The sequence below is a fragment of the Nocardioides sp. Arc9.136 genome, from assembly GCF_030506255.1.
Taxonomy (GTDB): Bacteria; Actinomycetota; Actinomycetes; order Propionibacteriales; family Nocardioidaceae; genus Nocardioides.
In genome coordinates, this window is sequence record NZ_CP113431.1 from 1,536,430 (window position 1) to 1,558,249 (window position 21,820).

Sequence of the window (21,820 nt, forward strand, 5' to 3'; positions counted from 1 at the left end):
GGAGGGGCGGTCGCGCGGGAGCCGGCGGAGCGGTGTCCTGCCAGAGCGAGGCGGTCAGCGGACACCCCAGGAGTAGGTCTGCTTGCGCAGGCTGAGGTACATGAACGTCTCGGTCGCCACGACGCCGTCGATCGCGCGGATCCGGTGGGAGAGCAGGTCCAGGAGGTGCTCGTCGCTCTCGCACACGACCTCGACGAGCAGGTCGAACGAGCCAGCGGTGACCACCACGTAGTCCACCTCGTCGAGGGCCGCGAGCGCGTCGGCCACCGCGTCCAAGGGCCCCTGCACCTTGATGCCGACCATCGCCTGGCGGGCGAACCCGAGCTCGAGCGGGTCGGTGACCGCGACGACCTGCATCACCCCGCCGTCGACGAGGCGCTGCACCCGTTGCCGGACCGCGGCCTCGGAGAGCCCGACGACCTTGCCGATCGCGGCGTAGGACCGGCGCCCGTCCTGCTGGAGCTGCTCGATGATCGCCTTGGAGACCTCGTCGAGCGCCATGGGGGCGCGGTCCTGCTTGCGACTCATGGGCGGCACTCTCCCACGGGGGCGTGGTCCTGGCGAGCGCGGACCGCCGGTCGGAGGGGTGCCGGACGAGCGATTTCGTTGCGAACAGGTTTCGTGTCGACGGTTTCCCTTGCCGGTGACGGTCACCGGTGGCACGATCCGGAGCACGCCAGCCACGGAGCGCTGCGGCCGGCCGGGCCGCGGAGGGGAGCGGAGCCGGATGACACCGCGAACACCCACCGGCCCGTCGGCTGCCCGGGGGGCGCTGACCTCCCGACGTACCGTGCTGCGAGGCCTGGGGGGCCTCGTGGTGGCGGGCGCCAGCGTCGGCGTCCTGCCGCTGTTCGGCCAGGACGGTGCGCAGCAGGACCCGGCGAAGTGCCGGGCAACGGACCGGTCGGAGGACGACGGCCTGCTCGTGGTGTCGAACTGGCCGGGCTACATCGACCCGCGCCGCGACGCCGGGAACACCCGCGAGCTCTACGAGGAGCGGACCGGCGTCACGGTCCGCTACACCGACGACGTCAACGACAACGCCGAGTTCTACGCCAAGGTCAAGAACCAGCTCAGCAGCTGCGAGCCGGTCGGTCGCGACCTGATGATGCTCACCGACTGGATGGCCGCGCGGATGATCAGCCTCGGCTGGGTGCAGCCGATCGACCGGCGGGCGGTGCCGAACCTGCACGCCAACCTGATCGAGCCGCTGCGCGGCGTCGCCTGGGACCCCGACCTCCAGTTCCACGCGCCCTGGCAGACCGGGCTGACCGGCGTCGCCTACAACGCCGCCAAGACCGGCGAGATCGGCAGCTTCGCCGAGCTGCTCGACAACCCCGAGCTCAAGGGGCGCGTCACGCTGCTCTCGGAGATGCGCGACACGATGGCGTTCGCGCTGAAGATCGTCGGCGCCGACCCCGAGGACTTCACCCAGGACGAGTGGGACGACGCCGTGGACCGGCTGCGCAAAGCCGTCAGCGACGGCCAGGTGCGCGCCTTCACGGGGAACGAGTACATCCAGGACCTCGCCGCGGGCAACATCGTCGCCTGCGAGGCGTGGTCCGGCGACGTCATCCAGCTCCAGTTCGAGAACCCCGACATCAAGTTCGTCGCGCCCGAGGAGGGCCTGGCGCTGTGGAGCGACAACATGCTCGTGCCCAACGGCGCCGAGCACCAGGCGAACGCCGAGGCCTGGATCGACCACTTCTACGACCCGGCCGTCGCCGCGCGCCTCGCCGCCTGGGTCAACTACATCTGCCCCGTCGAGGGGGCGCGCGAGGAGATGGAGAAGATCGACGCCTCGCTGGTCGACAACACCCTGATCTTCCCCGACGAGGAGATGCTCGCCCGCACCTTCGCCTTCATGCCGCTGGACGACCGGCAGGCGACGGCCTACGAAAGGGACTGGTCCGATGTCACAGGTGGCTGAGAACCCCGCGAGCCGGACGACCCCGGGCGACCGCGGCGACGACGCGCCGTACGACGGGCTCCGGCTGCGCCAGGTGACCAAGAGGTTCGCCGGCTTCACCGCGGTCCGCGACCTCGACCTCGACGTCCCGCGCGGGTCGTTCTTCGCGCTGCTCGGGCCGTCGGGGTGCGGCAAGACCACCACGCTGCGGATGGTCGCCGGCCTCGAGACGCCGACCTCGGGGACGATCACCCTGGCCGGCCAGGACATCACCTACGCCAAGCCCTACCGCCGCCCGGTCAACACGGTCTTCCAGAGCTACGCGCTCTTCCCGCACCTCGACATCTTCGAGAACGTCGCGTTCGGCCTGCGCCGGCGCAAGGAGAAGGACGTCGACACCCGGGTCCGCGAGATGCTCGAGCTGGTCGAGCTGACCTCCCAGGCCCGCAAGCGGCCCGCCCAGCTCTCCGGCGGCCAGCAGCAGCGCGTCGCGCTGGCGCGGGCCCTGATCAACAGCCCCGAGGTCCTGCTGCTCGACGAGCCGCTCGGCGCGCTCGACCTCAAGCTGCGCCGGTCGATGCAGATCGAGGTCAAGCGGATCCAGGTCGAGGTGGGCCGGACGTTCGTCCACGTGACCCACGACCAGGAGGAGGCGATGACGATGGCCGACACCGTGGCGGTGATGAACGGCGGCGTCATCGAGCAGATGGGCGCGCCGGCCGAGCTGTACGAGAACCCGCGCAGCACCTTCGTCGCCAACTTCCTGGGCCAGTCCAACCTCATCGAGGGGCGGGTACGCCGCAGGGCCGGCGACGTGGCCACCGTCGACATGCAGGGGATCGAGGTGTCGGTGCCGACCGCGCGGGTGCACACCGGCTCCGACGCCGGCTGGGTCGGCATCCGGCCCGAGAAGGTGCTCATCGGCCGGCCCGGCGAGGAGCTCGACGCGCCGGGCAACACCATCCCCGGCGGCGTCGTCAGCGACGTCAGCTTCGTCGGCGTCAGCACGCAGTACCTCGTCCGGATGCCGTGGGGCCAGGAGCTGCAGGTCTTCTCGCAGAACACCGGCCGCACCCGCCTCTTCCGGCAGGGCGAGCCCGTCGAGCTGTCCTGGCGCCCGGAGTACGCGTTCCTCCTCGACCGCAGCCAGGCCGCCGACGCCGGCGCCGCCGAGCGGGCGGGGGCCTGAGTGACGAGCACCGCGGGGGTCGCCCCGCTCGCCGAGACCGACGTCGCGCCGGAGACCCCCGCCGAGACCGGCCGCCGCCGCGGGCGCACCGGCTACCTGCTGCTCCTGCCCGGCCTGCTGTGGCTGGCGCTCTTCTTCGTCGTGCCGTTCTACTCCCTGGTCGCGACCAGTCTCTACGACCCGGCCGGCTCGGACTTCCGCGGCTACGAGATGACGTGGGCGTTCGGGAACTACGTCGACGCCCTCCAGGAGTACTGGCGGCCGATGCTCCGCTCGCTGTGGTACGGCGGCCTCGCGACGCTGTTCTGCCTGGTGCTCGGCTACGTGCTGGCCTACGCCATCGCCTTCAAGGCGGGGCGGTGGAAGAACCTGATGCTGGTGCTCGTCGTCGCGCCGTTCTTCACCAGCTTCCTGGTGCGCACGCTGTCGTGGAAGCTGATCCTGGCCGACGACGGCTGGATCGTCGACGGCCTCCAGCTGCTGCACGTGCTCGGCGACGACGGCCGCCTGCTGGCCACCCCGGTCGCCGTCGTGGCGGGGCTGACGTACAACTTCCTGCCGTTCATGGTGCTGCCGCTCTACGCCAGCCTTGACAAGATCGACCCTCGGCTCGTGGAGGCCTCCAGCGACCTCTACGCCCACCCGGCCGTCGGCTTCTTCAAGGTGACCTGGCCGCTCTCCTTGCCGGGGGTGGTGTCCGGCACGCTGCTCACCTTCATCCCGGCCTCCGGCGACTACATCAACGCCGAGCTGCTCGGCTCGCCGAACCAGCGCATGGTCGGCGGCGTCATCCAGAGCCTGTTCACCGACGCCAACGACTACCCGGCCGCCGCCGCGCTGTCGATGGTGCTGATGGTGCTGATCGTCGTGATGGTGCTCGTCTACGTCCGCCGCGCCGGCACCGAGGAGCTGCTGTGAGCGCCCCCGTCCGCTGGCTGCGCGAGCACCTGGTGCTGGTCCTCGGCCTGCTGGTGCTGGCCTACACGTTCGTGCCGATCGCGGTCGTCGTCCTGATGAGCTTCAACGAGCCGGCCAGCCGCAACGTCTACGCCTTCGGCTCCTTCACCCTCGACAACTGGGCGAACCCGTGCGCGGACCCGAGCATGTGCGACGCGCTGGTCCGCAGCGTCGAGATCGGGGCGCTCTCGACGCTGGTCGCCACGGTGCTGGGCACGCTGGCGGCGTTCGCGCTCGTGCGCCACGACTTCGCCGGCCGCTCGGCCACCAACCTGCTGGTGTTCCTGCCCATGGCGGCCCCGGAGATCGTGCTGGGGTCCTCGCTGCTGGCGCTCTTCGTGGCGACCGGGTTCAGCGGGCAGCTGGGCTTCTGGACCATCTTCGTGGCCCACGTGATGTTCTGCCTGTCGTTCGTGGTCGTGGCGGTGCGCGCACGGCTCGCCGGCATGGACGACCACCTCGAGCAGGCGGCGATGGACCTGTACGCCACCCCGGCCCAGACGTTCTGGCGGGTGACGTTCCCGCTCGTCTTCCCGGGCATCCTCGGCGCGGCGCTGCTGAGCTTCTCGCTGTCCTTCGACGACTTCATCATCACCAACCTCAACGCCGGCACCACCACGACGTTCCCGATGTACGTCTGGGGCGTCGCCCAGCGCGGCGTGCCGATGCAGGTCAACGTCATCGGCGCGGTGATGTTCCTGGTCTCGGTCGTCGTGGTGGTCCTGGGCGAGGTCGGCAACCGCCGCCGGGTCCGCGCCCGCACCTGAGCCTGCGGCTGCCCCTGGACCGCCTCGTGATGCCCAGCGGGCGCTCCGGCGCGCGCTGGGCATCACCACGAGGCAGGGCGCGGGGCCCGGGTTCCTCAGAGGAGCGAGGAGGCCTTGTCCAGGACGACGCGGAGGACCTGCTCCATCTCCTCGAAGTGCTCGGGGCCGCAGATGAGCGGGGGAGCGAGCTGGACGACCGGGTCGCCGCGGTCGTCGGCGCGGCAGTAGAGGCCCTCGGCGTAGAGCTGCTTGGAGACGAAGCCGTAGAGGATCCGCTCGGACTCCTCGGCGGTGAAGGACTCCTTGGTCGCCTTGTCCTTGACCAGCTCGATCCCGTAGAAGTACCCGTCGCCGCGGACGTCGCCGACGATCGGCAGGTCGAGCAGCCGCTCGAGGATCGCGCGGCACTCCGCCTCGTTGTCGCGGACGTTCTCCAGGACGCGCTCCTCCTCGAACAGCTGGAGGTTGCGCAGCCCGACCGCGGTGGAGACCGGGTGGCCGCCGAAGGTGTAGCCGTGGGCGAACATCGCTTTCTCCTCGAGGAACGGCTCCATCAGCCGGTCCGAGGCGATCATCGCGCCGAGCGGGGCGTAGCCGGACGTGATGCCCTTCGCGCAGGTGATGATGTCGGGCTGGTAGCCGTAGCGCTCGGCGCCGAACATGTGCCCGAGGCGCCCGAAGGCGCAGATCACCTCGTCGGAGACCAGCAGCACGTCGTACTCGTCGCAGATCTCGCGCACCCGCTGGAAGTAGCCCGGCGGGGGCGGGAAGCAGCCGCCGGCGTTCTGCACCGGCTCGAGGAAGACGGCCGCGACCGTGTCGGGGCCCTCGTTCTCGATCGCGACCGCGATCTGGTCGGCCGCCCAGCGGCCGAACGCCTCGGGGTCGGAGCCGTCGAGGAACCCGGAAGTGATCTCGTCGGCGCGGTAGGCGTTGGTGTTCGGCACCCGGAACGTCGAGGGCACGAGCGGCTCGAACTGCTGCTTGAGCAGCGGGAGGCCGGTGATGGACAGCGCGCCCTGGGTCGTGCCGTGGTAGGCGATCGACCGGCTGACCACCTTGTGCTTCATCGGCCGGCCGGTGAGCTTGAAGTAGTTCTTCGCCAGCTTCCACGCCGTCTCGACGGCCTCGCCGCCGCCGCTGGTGAAGAAGACGCGGTTGAGGTCGCCCGGTGCGTACGACGCCACCTTGGCGGCCAGCTCGATGGCCGGCGGGTGGGCGTAGGACCACAGCGGCATGAAGGCCAGCTCCTTGGCCTGCGCGGCGGCGGCCTCGGCCAGCTCGGTGCGCCCGTGGCCGAGCTGGGAGACGAACAGGCCGGCCAGGCCGTCGAGGTAGCGCTTCCCGGTCGCGTCCCACAGGTAGGCGCCCTCGCCGCGCACCATGACGGGCACGTCGCCCTGGGCGTAGGCGTCGTGGCGGGAGAAGTGCAGCCACAGGTGGTCCTTGGCGGCCTGCTGCAGGTGGTCGTAGTCCGGGTGCATGGGTCCATGGTGCGCGCCCTGACCCCCGGCGAGCAAGACCACGACGAGGGAATCCGCATGTGTCGCCCGTGTTTCACGACGAAATCCGTGGACAAGTGCCGCTCAGACCTCCCCAATCGCGTGCCCGATCACTAGGGTCGGGCCATGGCCGAGCAGACGTTCCGCAATGTCGTCGACGGGAAGGCCGTCGACCCCGCCTCCGGCGAGACCTACGAGGTGATCGACCCGAGCACGGGCGAGGTCTACGCCACCGCGCCGCGGTCGGGCGCCGAGGACGTCGACCGCGCGTACGCCGCCGCGAGCCGGGCCTTCGACGGCTGGGGGAGCACGACGCCCCAGGAGCGCTCGCTCGCCCTGCTGCGGATCGCCGACGCGCTCGAGGCGCGCACCGAGGAGTTCGTGGCCGCGGAGTGCCGCGACACCGGCAAGCCCCTCCACCTGACCACCAGCGAGGAGATGCCGCCGACCGTCGACCACTTCCGCTTCTTCGCCGGCGCCTGCCGTGTGCTGGAGGGCAAGTCCGCGGGGGAGTACCTCCCCGACCACACCTCCTTCGTCCGCCGCGAGCCGATCGGCGTGGTCGGGCAGGTGACGCCCTGGAACTACCCGCTGCCGATGATGGTCTGGAAGATCGCGCCCGCGCTCGCCGCCGGCAACACCGTCGTCCTCAAGCCCTCGGACACCACCCCGGCGACCTCGACGATGCTCGCCGAGCTGGCCCAGGAGTTCCTGCCGCCCGGAGTGCTGAACGTCGTGTGCGGCGACCGGGAGACCGGCCGTGCGCTGGTCGCCCACCCGACGCCGCAGATGGTGGCGATCACCGGCTCCGTGCGCGCCGGGATGGAGGTCGCCGGCTCCGCGGCCACCGACCTCAAGCGGGTCCACCTCGAGCTGGGTGGCAAGGCGCCCGTGATCGTCTTCGACGACGCCGACGTGGGACGGGCCGCCGCCGCGATCGCCGAGGCCGGCTACTTCAACGCCGGCCAGGACTGCACCGCCGCCACCCGCGTGCTGGCCGGCCCGGGCGTCCACGACGACTTCGTGGCCGCGCTCACCGAGCAGGCGCGCAGCACCCGGACCGGCATGCCCGACGACGAGGACGTCCTCTACGGCGCGCTCAACAACGCCGACCAGCTCGCCCGGGTCAGCGCGATGGTCGACCGGCTGCCCGACCACGCCCGGCTCGACGGCGGCGGCCACCGGCAGGGGGAGGCCGGCTACTTCTACGAGCCCACGGTCCTCTCGGGTCTGCGGCAGGACGACGAGCAGGTGCAGCAGGAGATCTTCGGCCCGGTGATCACCGTCCAGCGGTTCGCCGACGAGGCGGAGGCGCTCCGGTGGGCCAACGGGGTGCAGTACGGGCTCGCCTCGAGCGTGTGGACCCGGGACCACGGCACCGCGATGCGGATGTCGCGCGCCCTCGACTTCGGCGTCGTGTGGATCAACACCCACATCCCCTACGTCTCGGAGATGCCGCACGGCGGCTTCAAGCACTCCGGCTACGGCAAGGACCTCTCGATGTACGGCCTCGAGGACTACACCCGCATCAAGCACGTCATGAGCTACCTCGGCTGAGCGCCGCGACACCGACCTCCACACCCAGCCACCACCCACCAGCCACGGGAAAGAGACCCATGCGCATCCTCCTGGTCGGCGCCGGCGGCGTCGGCGCCGCCTTCTGCTCCATCGCGACCCGCCGCGACTTCTTCTCCTCCGTCGTGGTCGCCGACTACTCGCTGGCCTCGGCCGAGCGGGCGGCCGCGGCCGCCGACGACCGGTTCACCCCCGCGCAGGTCGACGCGTCCAGCGCGGAGTCGGTTGCGGCGCTGGCCCGCGAGCACCGCGCCACCCACGTCATGAACGCCGTCGACCCGCGCTTCGTGATGCCGGTCTTCGAGGGCGCACGCGCCGCCGGCGCCGACTACCTCGACATGGCGATGTCGCTGTCGCGCCCGCACCCGGACGCGCCGTACGAGCAGACCGGCGTGAAGCTCGGCGACGAGCAGTTCGCCCAGGCGGAGGCCTGGGAGTCCGACGGGCGGCTGGCCCTGGTCGGCATCGGCGTCGAGCCGGGGCTCTCCGACGTCTTCGCGCGGTACGCCGCGGACCACCTGTTCTCCGAGATCGACGAGCTCGGCACCCGCGACGGCGCCAACCTCGCGGTCGAGGGGTACGACTTCGCGCCGTCGTTCTCGATCTGGACGACGATCGAGGAGTGCCTCAACCCGCCGGTGATCTGGGAGGACGGCCGCTGGCGCACGACCGCGCCGTTCTCGGAGCCGGAGGTCTTCGACTTCCCCGAGGGGATCGGGCCGGTCGAGTGCGTGAACGTCGAGCACGAGGAGGTGCTCCTCATGCCGCGCTGGATCGACTGCCGGCGGGCAACGTTCAAGTACGGCCTCGGCAACGAGTTCATCGAGGTGCTCAAGACCCTGCACAAGCTGGGCCTGGACCGCACCGAGAAGGTGCGCGTCGGCGGGGTCGAGGTCAGCCCCCGCGACGTGGTGGCCGCCTGCCTGCCCAACCCCGCCGAGCTCGGCCCGCTGATGACCGGCAAGACCTGCGCCGGGCTGTGGGTCACCGGGCGCGGCACGGACGGGGCGCCGCGGTCGACGTACCTCTACCACGTGGTCGACAACGAGTGGTCGATGCAGGAGTACGGCCACCAGTGCGTGGTCTGGCAGACGGCGGTCAACCCGGTCGTTGCGCTGGAGCTGCTCGCCACCGGGGCCTGGAAGGGGGCCGGCGTGCTCGGCCCGGAGGCCTTCGACGCCGTCCCTTTCCTCGACCTGCTCACGGCCTACGGCAGCCCGTGGGGGATCCAGGAGCTCGACGCCTGAGGGCCCGCCTCCGGGCTCCGGGCGGGCGGCCGGCGAGGGTCAGCTGGCCGACGGGAGGGTGTCGGCGCCGCTGGCCGGCAACGGGTCCACGGCCGGCTGCCCGGCGCGGAGGAAGCGCCCGGTCCGCTCGCGGCCGAGCACCTCGCCCGCGCGGCCGTCGCGCCAGACCGTGCGGCCACCGACCATGACCAGCGGCACGGCGGCGTCGTTGCGGTTGACCATCCGCGAGAGGCCGCCGTACTGCTCGACGGGGCTCTCGGCGTACTCCTCGAGCGAGGCGTCCAGCCGCTCGGGGTCGACGACGACGAGGTCGGCCCGGTCGCCCTCGCGCAGGTGGCCGGCGTCGAGGTCGTACCACTCGGCGAGCTCGCCGGTCAGCCGGTGCACGGCCTGCTCGGTGGTGAGGAACGGCGTGCCGGCCCGCTCGGCGTCGCGCACGTGCTTGAGCAGGCGCAGGCCGAAGTTGTAGAAGGCCATGTTGCGCAGGTGGGCGCCGGCGTCGGAGAACCCCATCTGGATGCTCGGGGTCTGCGCCATCCTCCGCAGCACCTTCGGGCGGTGGTTGGAGATCGTGGTGCGCCAGCGCAGCGCGGTCCCGTGCTCGAGCACGAGGTCGAGGAACGCGTCGACCGGGTGCGCGCCGCCGCGCTCGACGCCGACCTGCCCGAAGGACCTGCCGACCACCGAGGCGTCGGGGCACTCGACGATCTCGGCGTCGAAGAAGTCGCGGTGCCACACCCGCGGGCCGTACTTGGACTCGTAGTCCTTGCGGAAGCGGGCGCGGTACGCCGGGTCGCGCATGAGCTCGTCGCGGGCGAGCTTCTCCTGCAGGTGCAGCGCCGCGGCCCCGGAGCCGAACTCCTCGAAGATCACCAGGTCGATGCCGTCGGCGTAGACCTCGAAGGGCACCGGGAGGTGCTGCCAGCGGAAGTCGGCGCCGAGCCGGTTGACGACCCCGCCGAGCAGCCGCATCAGGTGGATGACGAACGGGATCGCCTTGATGTCGGCGGCGGAGAGCAGGCTGGTCTTCAGCGGGCGGCGGCCGAGGAGGCCGATCGAGCCGAGCGCCTGGGTGACGATCGTGTGCGGGTGGGTGGCGTCCGGTCCGGCCTGCAGCGCGCGGCCGCGCCGGCGCAGGACGTCGCGCAGCCGCTTCATCTCGTGCCGCCGGGCGTACGTCGAGGGCAGCGTGCGCGAGCGGCACAGGTCGCCGTCGAGCTTGTCGAAGAGCAGCTGCTGGGCGGACATGCCGATGAAGCCGGCGTCGAGCGCCTCGGTGAGCATCCCCTCCATCCGGTCCAGCTCGCTGCGCGTGGGCCGGACGTCGTCGCGGGTGGCGCGGTCCAGGCCCATCGTGGCGGTGCGCATGTCGGAGTGCCCGATGAAGCTGGCCAGGTTGGGGCCCAGCGGCAGGGACTCCAGCGCCGCGACGTACTCCTGGGCGGAGCGCCAGGTCCGGTGCGCGCCGACCGAGCGGATCACGTGCTGGCGCGGGATGGCCTCGACGCGGCCGAAGAGGTCGCCGGCGTCGACCGCGTCGACGTGCACCGTCGACAGCGAGCAGGATCCCAGCAGGATCGTCGTCACGCCGTGCCGCAGCGACTCCTCCAGCGCCGGTCCCTCGAGCACCTCGACGTCGTAGTGGGTGTGGATGTCGACCATGCCCGGCATGACCCACCGCCCCGCCGCGTCGACCACCTCGGGGCACCCGGCCTCCTCCAGCGGGACGGCCGAGACCGTCGCGACGCGACCCTCGCGGATCCCGAGGTGGCGCACCGCGGACGGTGCACCCGTCCCGTCGAACCAGCGGCCACCCTTGATGATCGTGTCGTAGGTCACAACCGGATCGAAGCGGCCTTCCCGACGCGCGTCAAGCGGTCGCTGGAACCTCCCACCCGGGCCGGACGGGCGCCGGCTGGGAGACTGGGCGGGTGACTGCCCGCCGCGACATCGTCATCCTCGGCTCGACCGGCTCCATCGGCACCCAGGCGATCGACCTGGTCCGGGCCAACCCCGACCGCTTCCGCGTCGTCGGGCTGACCGCCGGCGGCTCCCACCCCGAGCTGTTCGAGCAGCAGGTCGCCGAGCTGCGGCCGGCGTACGCCGGGCTGGGGGAGGACGCCTCGGTCGAGGCCGCCTCGATGGAGGCGGACGTCGTGCTCAACGGCATCACCGGTGCGGTCGGGCTGCGCCCGACGCTCGCCGCGCTCGACGCGGGCACCACCCTGGCGCTGGCCAACAAGGAGTCGCTGGTCATGGGCGGCCCGCTCGTGCTCGAGCGCGCGCGGCCCGGCCAGATCGTGCCGGTGGACTCCGAGCACTCGGCGCTGGCCCAGTGCCTGCGCGGCGGCTCGCCCGAGGAGGTGCGGCGCCTGGTGCTGACCGCCAGCGGAGGGCCGTTCCGCGGACGCACCCGCGCGGAGCTCGCCGACGTCACCCCCGAGCAGGCGATGGCGCACCCCACCTGGGCGATGGGCCCGGTGATCACGATCAACTCCGCGACGCTGGTCAACAAGGGGCTGGAGGTGATCGAGGCGCACCTGCTCTTCGGCATCCCCTACGACCGGATCGAGGTCGTGGTCCACCCGACGAGCGTCGTGCACTCGATGGTGGAGTTCGTCGACGGCTCCACGCTGGTGCAGGCCAGCCCGCCTACCATGATGATCCCGATCGCGCTGGGCCTGGCCTGGCCCGACCGGGTGCCGGACGCCGCGCCCGCGGTCGACTGGACCCGGACCGAGACCTGGGAGTTCCACCCGCTCGACGACGAGGCGTTCCCCGCGGTGTCGCTGGCCCGGGCGGCCGGGGAGCGTGGCGCCACGGCGCCCGCGGTCTACAACGCGGCGAACGAGGTCTGCGTCGACGCCTTCCGCCGCGGGCGGCTCGGGTTCATCGACATCGTGCCCACGGTTCAGGCCGTTCTCAGCGAGCACGACGTACCCTCGATCGAGCACCTCTCCGTCGACGACGTCCTCGCTGCCGACGCCTGGGCACGTCGCCGGGCCGAGGAGCTCGTGTCGTGACCCACCCCTGATCGGACCCGGATGACCGCGTTGCTCTACCTGCTCGGAGTGGTGACCTTCGTCGTCGCCATCCTCGCCTCGATCGGCCTGCACGAGCTCGGCCACATGATCCCCGCCAAGCGGTTCGGCGGGAAGGTCACCCAGTACATGATCGGGTTCGGCCCCACCGTGTGGAGCAGGAAGGTCGGCGAGACCGAGTACGGCCTGAAGGCCATCCCGCTCGGCGGGTACGTGAAGATCATCGGGATGCTGCCCCCGGGCGCCACCGCGGTCGCCGACGAGGTGACGTACGACGAGCACGGCCAGCAGGTCGTGAAGGTCCGCAAGTCCAACACCGGCATGTTCACCCAGCTGATCTCCGACGCCCGCGCGGCGGAGTGGGAGCTGGTCCAGCCCGGCGACGACGGGCGCCTGTTCTACAAGATGGCCTGGTGGAAGAAGGTCGTCGTGATGGCCGGGGGCCCGACGGTCAACATCCTCATCGCGTTCGGCATCTACGCCTCGGTCTTCGGCACCTACGGCAACCCCGGCGACGTCGAGATCCAGCCGGTCGTCAGCTCGGTCCAGAAGTGCGTGGTCCCGGCGGCCGAGGACGGTCGCGTCTGCACCGACGAGGACCCCGCCACGCCGGCCGTCGAGGCGGGGCTGCAGCCGGGTGACCGGTTCGTCTCCTTCAACGGCACGCCGGTGGCGGACTGGGAGCAGCTGCAGGACCTGATCCGCGGCAACGACGACGGCCGCGCGGAGATCGTCATCGAGCGCGACGGCGAGCAGCAGACCGTGGTCACCAACACGACCGTCTCGGCGCGGCCGACCTCGGCGACCGACGAGACGCTGCAGCAGGTCGGGTTCCTCGGCATCTCGCCGAGCGCCGACCTCGTGAGCGGCGGCATCGGCTACACCCTGGGCCAGATGGGGGAGATGACCAAGGACACCTTCGTGGCCCTCGGGACGCTCCCGGCGAAGGTGTGGGACGTAGGCCAGGCGATCGTCGGCCTCGAGGAGCGCGACCCCGAGGGCCCGGTCAGCATCGTCGGCGGCGGCCGCCTCGCGGGGGAGACCACCTCGCACGAGGAGATCCCCGGCGGCGACAAGGCCGTCTTCCTGCTGCTGCTGATCGCCGGGTTCAACTTCTTCATCGGCATGTTCAACTTCCTGCCGCTGCTCCCGCTCGACGGCGGCCACATCGCCAGCGCGCTGTGGGAGGCGGTCCGCCGCGGCTTCGCCCGGGTCGTCGGCCGCCCCGACCCCGGGTACGTCGACGCCGCCAAGCTGCTGCCGGTCGCGTACGTCGTCGCCTCGGCCATGCTGGTGATGGGCGTCGTGCTGATCGTCGGCGACCTCGTCGTGCCGCTGCATCTCGAGTCGTGACCGTGCCTGGGCGGCCCGTAGGCTGGAGGGCATGACCGCCATCAGCCTGGGGATGCCCGCAGCGCCGCCGCCGGTGCTCGCGCCCCGCCGCAAGACCCGCCAGATCCAGGTCGGCAAGGTGGGCGTCGGCAGCGACCACCCGGTCTCGGTGCAGTCGATGACCACGACGGTCACCGCGGACATCAACGCCACCCTCCAGCAGATCGCCGAGCTCACCGCGTCGGGCTGCGACATCGTGCGCGTGGCGTGCCCGAGCCAGGACGACGCCGAGGCCCTGCCCGCGATCGCCGCGAAGAGCCAGATCCCGGTCATCGCCGACATCCACTTCCAGCCCAAGTACGTCTTCGCCGCGATCGACGCCGGCTGCGCCGCCGTGCGGGTGAACCCGGGCAACATCAAGAAGTTCGACGACCAGGTCAAGGAGATCGCGCGGGCCGCCGCGGACCGCGGCACCTCGATCCGGATCGGCGTCAACGCCGGCTCGCTGGACAAGCGGCTGATGGAGAAGTACGGCAAGGCCACCCCCGAGGCGCTCGTGGAGTCCGCGAAGTGGGAGGCGGGCCTCTTCGAGGAGCACGGCTTCCGCGACTTCAAGATCTCGGTCAAGCACAACGACCCGGTCGTCATGGTCCGCGCCTACGAGCTGCTCGCCGCCGAGGGCGACTGGCCGCTCCACCTCGGTGTCACCGAGGCCGGCCCGGCCTTCCAGGGCACCATCAAGTCGGCCACCGCCTTCGGTGCCCTGCTGTCGCAGGGCATCGGCGACACGATCCGCGTCTCCCTCTCCGCCCCGCCGGTGGAGGAGGTCAAGGTCGGCATCCAGATCCTGCAGTCGCTCAACCTGCGCCCGCGCAAGCTCGAGATCGTCTCCTGCCCGTCCTGCGGCCGCGCCCAGGTCGACGTCTACAAGCTCGCCGACGAGGTGACCGCCGGCCTCGAGGGCATGGAGGTCCCGCTGCGCGTCGCGGTCATGGGCTGCGTCGTCAACGGTCCCGGCGAGGCGCGCGAGGCCGATCTCGGCGTCGCCTCCGGCAACGGCAAGGGGCAGATCTTCGTCAAGGGCGAGGTCATCAAGACCGTGCCGGAGTCGCAGATCGTGGAGACCCTCATCGAGGAGGCCATGCGCATCGCGGAGGGCATGGAGAGCATCGACGGCGCCGCCGCCGAGGTCACCGTCGGCTGACGCGTCGGTCGCGTAGGCTGCCGACGTGCTGTCGACGCGTCACGGTGTTCGCCCCCTCGGGGCGGCCGACCTCGGCGCCTTCCTCGAGCTGACCGGCCGCGACCCGGTGGTCAACGTCTTCGCCGACTACCGCGCCCGCACCACCAACCTCGAGCCGCGCTGGCTCGGCGGTGAGATGTGGGGCCGGTACGCCGACGGCCAGCTGGTGGCCGCCTGCCACGTCGGCGCGAACCTGGTGCCGATCGGCGCCTCGCCCGACGACGCCCGGGCCTTCGCCGAGCGAGCGCTGGCCCGCGGCCGGACCGTCTCGACCATCGTCGGCCCCCACGAGCCGGTCCAGGAGTTCTGGAACGGCGTCGCGGACAGCTGGGGCCGCCCGCGCGAGCTGCGCTGGCAGCAGCCCCACCTGGAGATGACCGGTCCGCCGGAGGTCGAGCCGGACCCGCGGGTGCGTCGTACGACGCGGCAGGACATGCCCGAGCTCTACCCCGCGTGCGTGGCGATGTACACCGAGGAGGTCGGCGTCTCGCCCGAGCAGGGCGGCGGCGCGGAGCTCTACCGGGCGCGGGTCACCCAGCTGATGAACCGCGGCTGGTCCTTCGCCGCCTTCGAGGGCGACCGGCTGGTCTTCAAGGCCGAGGTCGCCTGCGCCTCGCCGTACGCCGCCCAGATCCAGGGGGTGTGGGTGCCGCCGGACCACCGCGGCCAGGGGCTGGCCGAGAGCGGCATGGCCGCCGTGGTGGAGCTGGTCCGCACCGAGGTCGCCCCGGTGGTCTCGCTCTACGTCAACGAGTGGAACGAGCCGGCCCGCCGCGCCTACCACCGCGTGGGCTTCCGCGAGACGGCCCGCTTCTCCACCGTGATGTTCTGACCGCGGCGTCCTGAGCCGGTCCTGAGCCCGCGCCCCGCCGGGTCTGCCACGCTGGGCGCATGAGCCTGCCCCTGAGCGCCAAGGTCCTCGCCACCGGCTTCACCGTCAGCGGGGTCGTCCACCTGGTCCGCCCCCAGGTCTTCGAGCCGCTGATGCCGGCCTGGGTGCCCGCCCACCGCGAGCTGATCTACGCCAGCGGCGTCGCCGAGCTGGCCTGCGCCGCGGGCATGGCCCTGCCCGCCACGCGCAAGGTCGCGGCGTACGCCAGCGTGGCGGTGCTGCTCGGCGTCTTCCCGGGCAACGTGCAGATGGCGCAGGACGCCATGCGGACCCGCAACACCCGGTTCAAGGCGATCGCGCTGGGCCGGCTGCCGATGCAGCTGCCGATGATCCGCGCCGCGCTGAAGGCGGCCCGCGCCTGACCCGGCGGGCGGCCCGGAACCGGTGCGCCGGCGGGGGACCGCCCGCCGTACCCTTGCGCCCATGACCGCCCGGATCCTGCGCATGTCGAGCCTCTTCGTCCGCACGCTGCGCGACGACCCGGCGGACGCGGAGGTCCCCAGCCACAAGCTGCTCGTGCGCGCCGGGTACATCCGCCGCGCCGCCCCCGGCATCTACACCTGGCTGCCGCTGGGCCTGCGGGTGCTGCGCCGGATCGAGGACATCGTCCGCGACGAGATGGACGGGATCGGTGCCCAGGAGGTCAGCTTCCCCGCGCTGCTGCCCCGGGAGCCCTACGAGGCCACCAACCGCTGGACCGAATACGGCGACGGGCTGTTCCGCCTGCAGGACCGCAAGGGCGGCGACTACCTGCTCGGCCCGACCCACGAGGAGATGTTCACGCTCCTGGTCAAGGACCTGTACTCCTCCTACAAGGACCTCCCGCTCGCGCTGTACCAGATCCAGACGAAGTACCGCGACGAGGCGCGTCCCCGCGCCGGGCTGCTGCGCGGCCGCGAGTTCATCATGAAGGACTCCTACTCCTTCGACGTCGACGACGCCGGCCTGGAGGAGAGCTACCAGCGCCACCGCGACGCCTACATCCGGATCTTCGACCGGCTCGGGTTCGAGTACGCCATCGTCCGGGCCACCTCGGGGGCCATGGGCGGCTCGAGGTCCGAGGAGTTCCTCGCCAAGGCCGCGGTCGGCGAGGACACCTACGTCCGCTGCACCACCTGCGACTACGCCGCGAACGTCGAGGCCGTCCAGGTCCGCGCGCCGCAGCCGGTGCCGTACGACGACGCGCCGGCCGCCCACGCCGAGGCCACCCCCGGCACGCCCACGATCGAGACGCTCGTCGACCACCTCAACGCGGCGTACCCGCGCGCGGACCGGCCCTGGCACGCCGGCGACACGCTCAAGAACGTCCTGGTGACCCTCAAGCACCCCGACGGCACCCGCGAGCCGCTCGCGATCGGCCTGCCCGGCGACCGCGAGGTCGACCAGAAGCGGCTCGAGGGCCAGCTCGAGCCGATCGAGGTCGAGCCGATGGACGAGGCGGAGCTGCGCAAGCATCCCGCGCTGGTCAAGGGCTACATCGGCCCCGGCGTGCTGGGGGAGGACAACGCCTCGGGCATCCGCTACCTCGTCGACCCCCGCGTCGTCGAGGGCACCCGGTGGGTGACCGGCGCCGACGTCGACGGCAGCCACGTCCTCGACCTGGTCGCCGGACGCGACTTCACCCCCGACGGCACCATCGAGGCCGCCGAGGTCCGTGACGGCGACCCGTGCCCCGCCTGCGACGGCGGCGTCCTGGAGACCGCCCGCGGCATCGAGATGGGCCACATCTTCCAGCTCGGCCGCAAGTACGCCGACGCGCTGGGCCTGCAGGTGCTCGACGAGAACGGCAAGCTGGTCACCGTCACGATGGGCTCCTACGGCATCGGCCCCTCGCGCGCCGTCGCGGCCATCGCCGAGGGCACCGCCGACGAGCTGGGCCTGTGCTGGCCGCGCCACGTCGCGCCGGCCGACGTGCACCTGGTGGCCACCGGCAAGGACGAGGCCGTCTTCGCCGCCGCCGAGCGCGTCGCCCACGAGCTGTCCAAGCAGGGCATCGACGTGCTCTTCGACGACCGCCCGGGCAAGGTCAGCCCCGGGGTGAAGTTCAAGGACGCCGAGCTGATCGGCGTCCCGACGATCGTCGTGGTCGGCAAGGGCCTCGCCGACGGCGTCATCGAGGTCAAGGACCGACGCACCGGCGAGCGCGAGCAGGTCCCCGCCGACCACGTGGTCGACCACGTGGTGCGCCTCGTCCGTGCCTGAGCCGCGCCGTCCCGGGACTCCGGGCCGAGCCGGCGGGCGCGGCGTCGAGGCGGTGATCTTCGACTGGGGCGGCACGCTGACCCGATGGCACGACGTGGACTTCCACGCCGAGTCGCTGGCGCTGGCCGCGGCCGTGGTCGCGACCCCGTCGAAGGACGACGACCGCCACCTCCACGCCGAGCGCCTGCACGCCGCCGGCTCCGTCGTCTGGGGCCGCAGCCGCGACCACCAGGAGAGCGCCACGATCGGCGACCTCTTCACCGCGGCGGGCCTCGAGCACGACCCCGAGCTGCTGACGGCCTACTACGAGTTCTGGGAGCCGCACACCGGGACCGACCCCGAGGTGCGCCCGCTGCTCGAGGCCCTTCGCGCCGACGGCGTCAAGGTCGGCGTGCTCTCCAACACGATCTGGCCGCGCTCGTGGCACCGCGGGTTCTTCGAGCGCGACGGCGTGCTGGACCTGCTGGACGGCGACGTCTACACCAGCGAGATACCGTGGACCAAGCCCTCGCCGCTGGCCTTCCGCGCTGCGATGGACGCCGTGGGCGCGAGCGACCCCGCCCGCTGCGTGTACGTCGGCGACCGGCTCTACGACGACGTCTGGGGAGCCCAGCAGGCCGGCCTCCGGGCGGTGCACGTCCCGCACAGCGTCATCCCGCCCGAGCAGGTCGGCCACGCCGAGGGCAGTCCGGACGCCGTGGTGCAGCGGATCGGCGAGGTCCACGAGGTCGTCAGCCGCTGGTACTGACCGCGCGGGGCGGTTGCTCTCGCCTCGCCGGTCTGCAGGTTCGTGCAATGCGAGAACCTGAGGGGTCGCCGGCATCGCGCCCGGGACCTGCGGTGATGCAGAGTTCTGCACGAGGGAGTTCCCCGTCGGTCCCCACCTCGGACGTCTCCCTCAGGACCCACCGTGTCCGGGTCGCGTCAGCGGTCCGCGTGCTCGCGCACTCCGGGGAACATCTCGGGCGTTCCCCGGAAGGCGAGCTCGCGGACCGCTGTGCGCACGAGCACCTCCACCGCCCAGCGCCGCAGCGGTCCCGCGCTGTGCGCGACCAGTGCGGCGTACGTCGCGGCGCAGTCGGTCTCCAGCTGCAGGGCCCGGCGCTCGACCGCCGCGGTGGTGCCGAGGCGCTCGGGGAGCTCGTAGGCCGGCTCCGCCGCCACCGGGTCGGCGCCGCGGTCCAGCAGCTCGCGCTCGAGACGGTCGCGCTGCGCGCGGTGCTGGACGTAGGCGTCCTGCAGCGCGGCGTACAGGCCCGGGGCGCCGGACTGCGACGTCTGCGCGCCGAGCGCGCCTACGACGTAGAGCGCGGCGTGCTCGGCCGCGAGGGTGGTCCGCAGCGCCTCCAGGGTGGTCACGAGGACGCCCCCGGTGAGGAGGGCGAGGGCCCGGCGCCGGTCCGGGGGAGGACCGTGAGCTGCTGGGCGAGCGCCGCGGCCATGGAGGCCAGCAGCTGGGCCAGGGGGCCGCTGTCGGCGCGCACCGCGGCGCCGGCCAGCCGTCGCTGGTGGGCGGTCTCGCGGCGGCGGACCAGCGCGAGCGCGGCGGCGGCGTCCGCGGTCGGTGGGGCGGACGGGCCATCCTGCGTGCCCTCGAGCGCCTCGAGGTGGGCGACGTGCACCGCCTCCAGGCCGGCCAGCACCGGGCGGAGCCTGGGGTGGCGGACCCGCACGGCCGCGACCAGCGACAGCTGGGCCGCCACCTCGCCCACGACCTCCTCGACGAGCGCCTCGTCGGCGTCCGGGTCGGGCGCCGGCGACGCCGCGCCGGGCTGGTCGCCGCCGGGCAGCAGGCCGTCGAGGTCGGCGTCGCAGCCGGCCAGCGCGCCCCCCACGAGGGGCCCGAGGGTGACCGCAGCCACCCCGACGACGGTGCGTCGGGAGGCGGTCGGGAGGGAGGGCACGGCGTGACCCTAACGTCCGTCCTCCCGGGCGTTATGGTGTCCGGACACCGGCACGTGCAGGACAACAGAACAGGGAGGTCGCGCACCCGTGACCACAGGCAAGCAGGACGCCGTCCGGGGTCGGATCGAGGACGAGCTCCGCGACCCCCTGAAGGAGCTGGGGCTCGACGTCGAGGCGGTCGAGATCACCCCGGCCGGGAAGCGGCGCGTGCTCCGCGTCGCGGTCGACAAGGACGGCGGGGTCACCCTCGACGACGTCGCCGAGGCCACCCGCGAGGTGGACCGCGTGCTGGAGGCCTCCGACGTGATGGGCGAGCAGCCCTACACCCTCGAGGTCACCTCCCGGGGCGTCGACCGCCCGCTGACCCTCCCGCGCCACTGGCGCCGCAACGCCGACCGCCTGGTCAAGGTCACCACGACCGACGGCCAGACCCTCACCGGCCGGGTGACCGCGTCCGACGACGACGGCGTCACGCTCGACGTGACCGGCCGCGCGCGGCGGGTGGCGTACACCGAGGTCGCCAAGGCGCTCGTCCAGGTCGAGTTCAACCGCAAGGCCGACCCCGACGAGGGTCCGGACGAGGCCGAGGGCCTCGAGGAGGAGGAGTCCTGATGGACATCGACCTGAGCATCCTGCGGATGCTGGAGCGGGAGAAGGAGATCTCCTTCGACGTCCTCGTCGAGGCGATCGAGCAGGCCCTGCTCACGGCGTACCACAAGACCCCCGGCGCACAGGAGCGTGCGCGTGTCGAGCTCGACCGCAAGTCCGGCCACGTGACCGTGATGGCGACCGAGGTCGACGACGAGGGCAACCCGGTGGGGGAGTACGACGACACCCCGCAGGGGTTCGGCCGGATCGCCGCCACGACCGCCAAGCAGATCATGCTGCAGCGGCTGCGCGACGCCGAGGACGAGATGCGGTTCGGTGAGTTCTCCGGCAAGGAGGGCGACATCATCTCCGGCGTCATCCAGCAGGGTCGCAACCCCGACGACGTCATGGTCGACCTGGGGAAGGTCGAGGCGCTCCTGCCCGTCAGCGAGCGCGTGCCGGGCGAGGACTACAGCCACGGCACCCGCATCAAGTGCCTGGTCGTCTCGGTCCGCAAGGGGATGCGCGGTCCCCAGATCACGCTGTCGCGCTCGCACCCGAGCCTGGTCAAGAAGCTCTTCGCGCTCGAGGTCCCGGAGATCGCCGACGGCACCGTCGAGATCGCCGCGATCGCCCGCGAGGCGGGCCACCGCAGCAAGATCGCCGTCCACAGCACCGCCTCGGGGGTCAACCCCAAGGGCGCGTGCATCGGCCCGATGGGCCAGCGCGTGCGCAACGTGATGGCCGAGCTCAACGGCGAGAAGATCGACATCGTCGACTGGTCCGACGACCCCGCCACCCTGGTCGCCAACGCGCTCTCCCCGGCCCGCGTCACCTCCGTGGAGGTCGTGGACGCCGCCGCCCGCTCGGCCCGCGTCGTCGTGCCGGACTTCCAGCTCTCCCTCGCCATCGGCAAGGAGGGCCAGAACGCCCGCCTCGCCGCCCGGCTGACCGGATGGCGCATCGACATCCGCTCCGACGAGCCCGACGACGACGCCTGAGAACGGCCCTCGACCCTCCCGGTTCGGTGAAGAGCCGTCGAACCGGTAGGGTTGAGGCCAGTGGCTCGCTCTCCTCAGTCCTCCGCACGCCCGGACGACATCGACCCCTCGGGGCCGGTCCGGACCTGCATCGGATGCCGGAGGCGGACCGCCAAGCGCGAGTTGTTGCGGGTGACCGCCGGCTCGGGCGACGACGGCCGTCCGGCCGTGGTCCCCGATCCGACTGCCACCGCTCCGGGGCGTGGTGCACACCTGCACCCCACCCAGGAGTGCTACGACCTCGCGGTGCGCCGGAAGGCGTTCGGCCGGGCCCTGAGGATCAGCGGCACGCCCGGGCTCCCCAGCACGCCGGTGGCCGAGCACATCGCTCGCACGCACGTCCGACCTGATGACACGACCAGGAACTGGAGCAGCAGCTCATGAGCACTCGATGAGTACTTCCCAATGAGTTTGCACAACCACCAACGGTC

21 protein-coding genes are annotated in these 21,820 nt (G+C 72.1%); 16 read left to right on the forward strand and 5 right to left on the reverse strand.

Annotated features, from left to right (window positions below; genetic code table 11):
- Nucleotides 1-54: 54 nt before the first annotated feature.
- Nucleotides 55-528: an Lrp/AsnC family transcriptional regulator gene (locus OSR43_RS07440; RefSeq protein ID WP_302270609.1), complete on the reverse strand. Its 474-nt coding sequence runs from the start codon at nt 526-528 to the stop codon at nt 55-57.
- Nucleotides 529-790: 262 nt separating this feature from the next.
- Here OSR43_RS07440 and OSR43_RS07445 point away from each other — a divergent pair, with 262 nt between their 5' ends.
- Genes OSR43_RS07445 through OSR43_RS07460 form a run of 4 tightly spaced genes read left to right on the forward strand, consistent with a single transcriptional unit; the run spans nt 791 to nt 4,822 of the window.
- A complete protein-coding gene (locus OSR43_RS07445; RefSeq protein ID WP_302270611.1) occupies nt 791-1,930 on the forward strand; it encodes a spermidine/putrescine ABC transporter substrate-binding protein in 1,140 nt (379 codons plus the stop codon).
- Complete coding sequence (locus tag OSR43_RS07450) at nt 1,923-3,098, forward strand: ABC transporter ATP-binding protein (protein WP_302270612.1); 1,176 nt, start codon at nt 1,923-1,925, stop codon at nt 3,096-3,098. The genes OSR43_RS07445 and OSR43_RS07450 overlap by 8 nt, the downstream gene beginning before the upstream one ends.
- Nucleotides 3,099-4,016, forward strand: coding sequence for an ABC transporter permease (locus OSR43_RS07455; RefSeq protein WP_302270613.1), 918 nt, complete (start codon nt 3,099-3,101; stop codon nt 4,014-4,016).
- Nucleotides 4,013-4,822, forward strand: a complete 810-nt coding sequence (locus OSR43_RS07460; RefSeq protein WP_302270614.1) for an ABC transporter permease — start codon at nt 4,013-4,015, stop codon at nt 4,820-4,822. The genes OSR43_RS07455 and OSR43_RS07460 overlap by 4 nt, the downstream gene beginning before the upstream one ends.
- Nucleotides 4,823-4,917: 95 nt before the next feature.
- Here the strand turns inward: OSR43_RS07460 and OSR43_RS07465 are convergent, their stop codons facing one another.
- Nucleotides 4,918-6,306, reverse strand: coding sequence for an aspartate aminotransferase family protein (locus tag OSR43_RS07465; protein WP_302270615.1), 1,389 nt, complete (start codon nt 6,304-6,306; stop codon nt 4,918-4,920).
- Between the two features lie 144 nt (nt 6,307-6,450).
- On the opposite strand from OSR43_RS07465, the gene OSR43_RS07470 reads away from it, so the two are divergent.
- Together OSR43_RS07470 and OSR43_RS07475 are read left to right on the forward strand one after the other, a co-directional pair.
- Nucleotides 6,451-7,881 carry a gamma-aminobutyraldehyde dehydrogenase gene (locus tag OSR43_RS07470; protein ID WP_302270616.1) on the forward strand — a complete coding sequence of 477 codons (1,431 nt, stop codon included), beginning with the start codon at nt 6,451-6,453 and terminating at the stop codon, nt 7,879-7,881.
- 59 nt (nt 7,882-7,940) lie between these two features.
- Nucleotides 7,941-9,146, forward strand: coding sequence for a saccharopine dehydrogenase family protein (locus OSR43_RS07475; RefSeq protein WP_302270617.1), 1,206 nt, complete (start codon nt 7,941-7,943; stop codon nt 9,144-9,146).
- Nucleotides 9,147-9,185: 39 nt separating this feature from the next.
- On the opposite strand, the gene OSR43_RS07480 is transcribed toward OSR43_RS07475, so the two are convergent.
- Complete coding sequence (locus tag OSR43_RS07480; protein ID WP_302270618.1) at nt 9,186-10,985, reverse strand: amidohydrolase family protein; 1,800 nt, start codon at nt 10,983-10,985, stop codon at nt 9,186-9,188.
- A gap of 92 nt (nt 10,986-11,077) precedes the next feature.
- Between OSR43_RS07480 and dxr the strand changes: the two genes are divergently transcribed.
- From dxr to OSR43_RS07515, 7 genes are all read left to right on the forward strand, one after another.
- Nucleotides 11,078-12,169 carry a 1-deoxy-D-xylulose-5-phosphate reductoisomerase gene (dxr, locus tag OSR43_RS07485; protein WP_302270619.1) on the forward strand — a complete coding sequence of 364 codons (1,092 nt, stop codon included), beginning with the start codon at nt 11,078-11,080 and terminating at the stop codon, nt 12,167-12,169.
- Between the two features lie 21 nt (nt 12,170-12,190).
- Nucleotides 12,191-13,540, forward strand: a complete 1,350-nt coding sequence (locus tag OSR43_RS07490; protein WP_302270620.1) for an RIP metalloprotease — start codon at nt 12,191-12,193, stop codon at nt 13,538-13,540.
- 31 nt (nt 13,541-13,571) lie between these two features.
- Nucleotides 13,572-14,723, forward strand: a complete 1,152-nt coding sequence (gene ispG / locus OSR43_RS07495) for a flavodoxin-dependent (E)-4-hydroxy-3-methylbut-2-enyl-diphosphate synthase (protein ID WP_302270621.1) — start codon at nt 13,572-13,574, stop codon at nt 14,721-14,723.
- A gap of 25 nt (nt 14,724-14,748) precedes the next feature.
- On the forward strand, nt 14,749-15,594 hold the full coding sequence (locus tag OSR43_RS07500) for a GNAT family N-acetyltransferase (protein ID WP_302270622.1): 846 nt from the start codon (nt 14,749-14,751) through the stop codon (nt 15,592-15,594).
- A 59-nt stretch (nt 15,595-15,653) separates the two neighbouring features.
- The gene (locus OSR43_RS07505; RefSeq protein ID WP_302270623.1) at nt 15,654-16,016 is read left to right on the forward strand and encodes a DoxX family protein; all 363 of its coding nucleotides are present in this window, start codon (nt 15,654-15,656) and stop codon (nt 16,014-16,016) included.
- Between the two features lie 61 nt (nt 16,017-16,077).
- The gene (locus tag OSR43_RS07510; RefSeq protein ID WP_302270624.1) at nt 16,078-17,856 is read left to right on the forward strand and encodes a proline--tRNA ligase; all 1,779 of its coding nucleotides are present in this window, start codon (nt 16,078-16,080) and stop codon (nt 17,854-17,856) included.
- On the forward strand, nt 17,849-18,604 hold the full coding sequence (locus tag OSR43_RS07515) for an HAD family hydrolase (protein WP_302270625.1): 756 nt from the start codon (nt 17,849-17,851) through the stop codon (nt 18,602-18,604). Before OSR43_RS07510 ends, OSR43_RS07515 begins: the two co-directional genes overlap by 8 nt.
- 176 nt (nt 18,605-18,780) lie before the next feature.
- On the opposite strand, the gene OSR43_RS07520 is transcribed toward OSR43_RS07515, so the two are convergent.
- Together OSR43_RS07520 and OSR43_RS07525 are read right to left on the reverse strand one after the other, a co-directional pair.
- Nucleotides 18,781-19,215, reverse strand: a complete 435-nt coding sequence (locus OSR43_RS07520; protein WP_302270626.1) for a ferritin-like domain-containing protein — start codon at nt 19,213-19,215, stop codon at nt 18,781-18,783.
- Nucleotides 19,212-19,760 (reverse strand): hypothetical protein, encoded by a 549-nt coding sequence (locus OSR43_RS07525; protein WP_302270627.1) that lies wholly within the window; start codon nt 19,758-19,760, stop codon nt 19,212-19,214. The genes OSR43_RS07520 and OSR43_RS07525 overlap by 4 nt, the downstream gene beginning before the upstream one ends.
- 88 nt (nt 19,761-19,848) lie before the next feature.
- Between OSR43_RS07525 and rimP the strand changes: the two genes are divergently transcribed.
- From rimP to OSR43_RS07540, 3 genes are read left to right on the forward strand one after another with little or no spacing between them, the layout of a single operon-like run.
- Complete coding sequence (gene rimP, locus OSR43_RS07530) at nt 19,849-20,373, forward strand: ribosome maturation factor RimP (protein WP_302270628.1); 525 nt, start codon at nt 19,849-19,851, stop codon at nt 20,371-20,373.
- Entirely contained in the window at nt 20,373-21,350 is a 978-nt protein-coding gene (gene nusA, locus OSR43_RS07535) for a transcription termination factor NusA (protein ID WP_302270629.1), read from the forward strand. The genes rimP and nusA overlap by 1 nt, the downstream gene beginning before the upstream one ends.
- 60 nt (nt 21,351-21,410) lie before the next feature.
- Nucleotides 21,411-21,773: a YlxR family protein gene (locus OSR43_RS07540; RefSeq protein ID WP_302270631.1), complete on the forward strand. Its 363-nt coding sequence runs from the start codon at nt 21,411-21,413 to the stop codon at nt 21,771-21,773.
- Nucleotides 21,774-21,820: the final 47 nt, after the last annotated feature.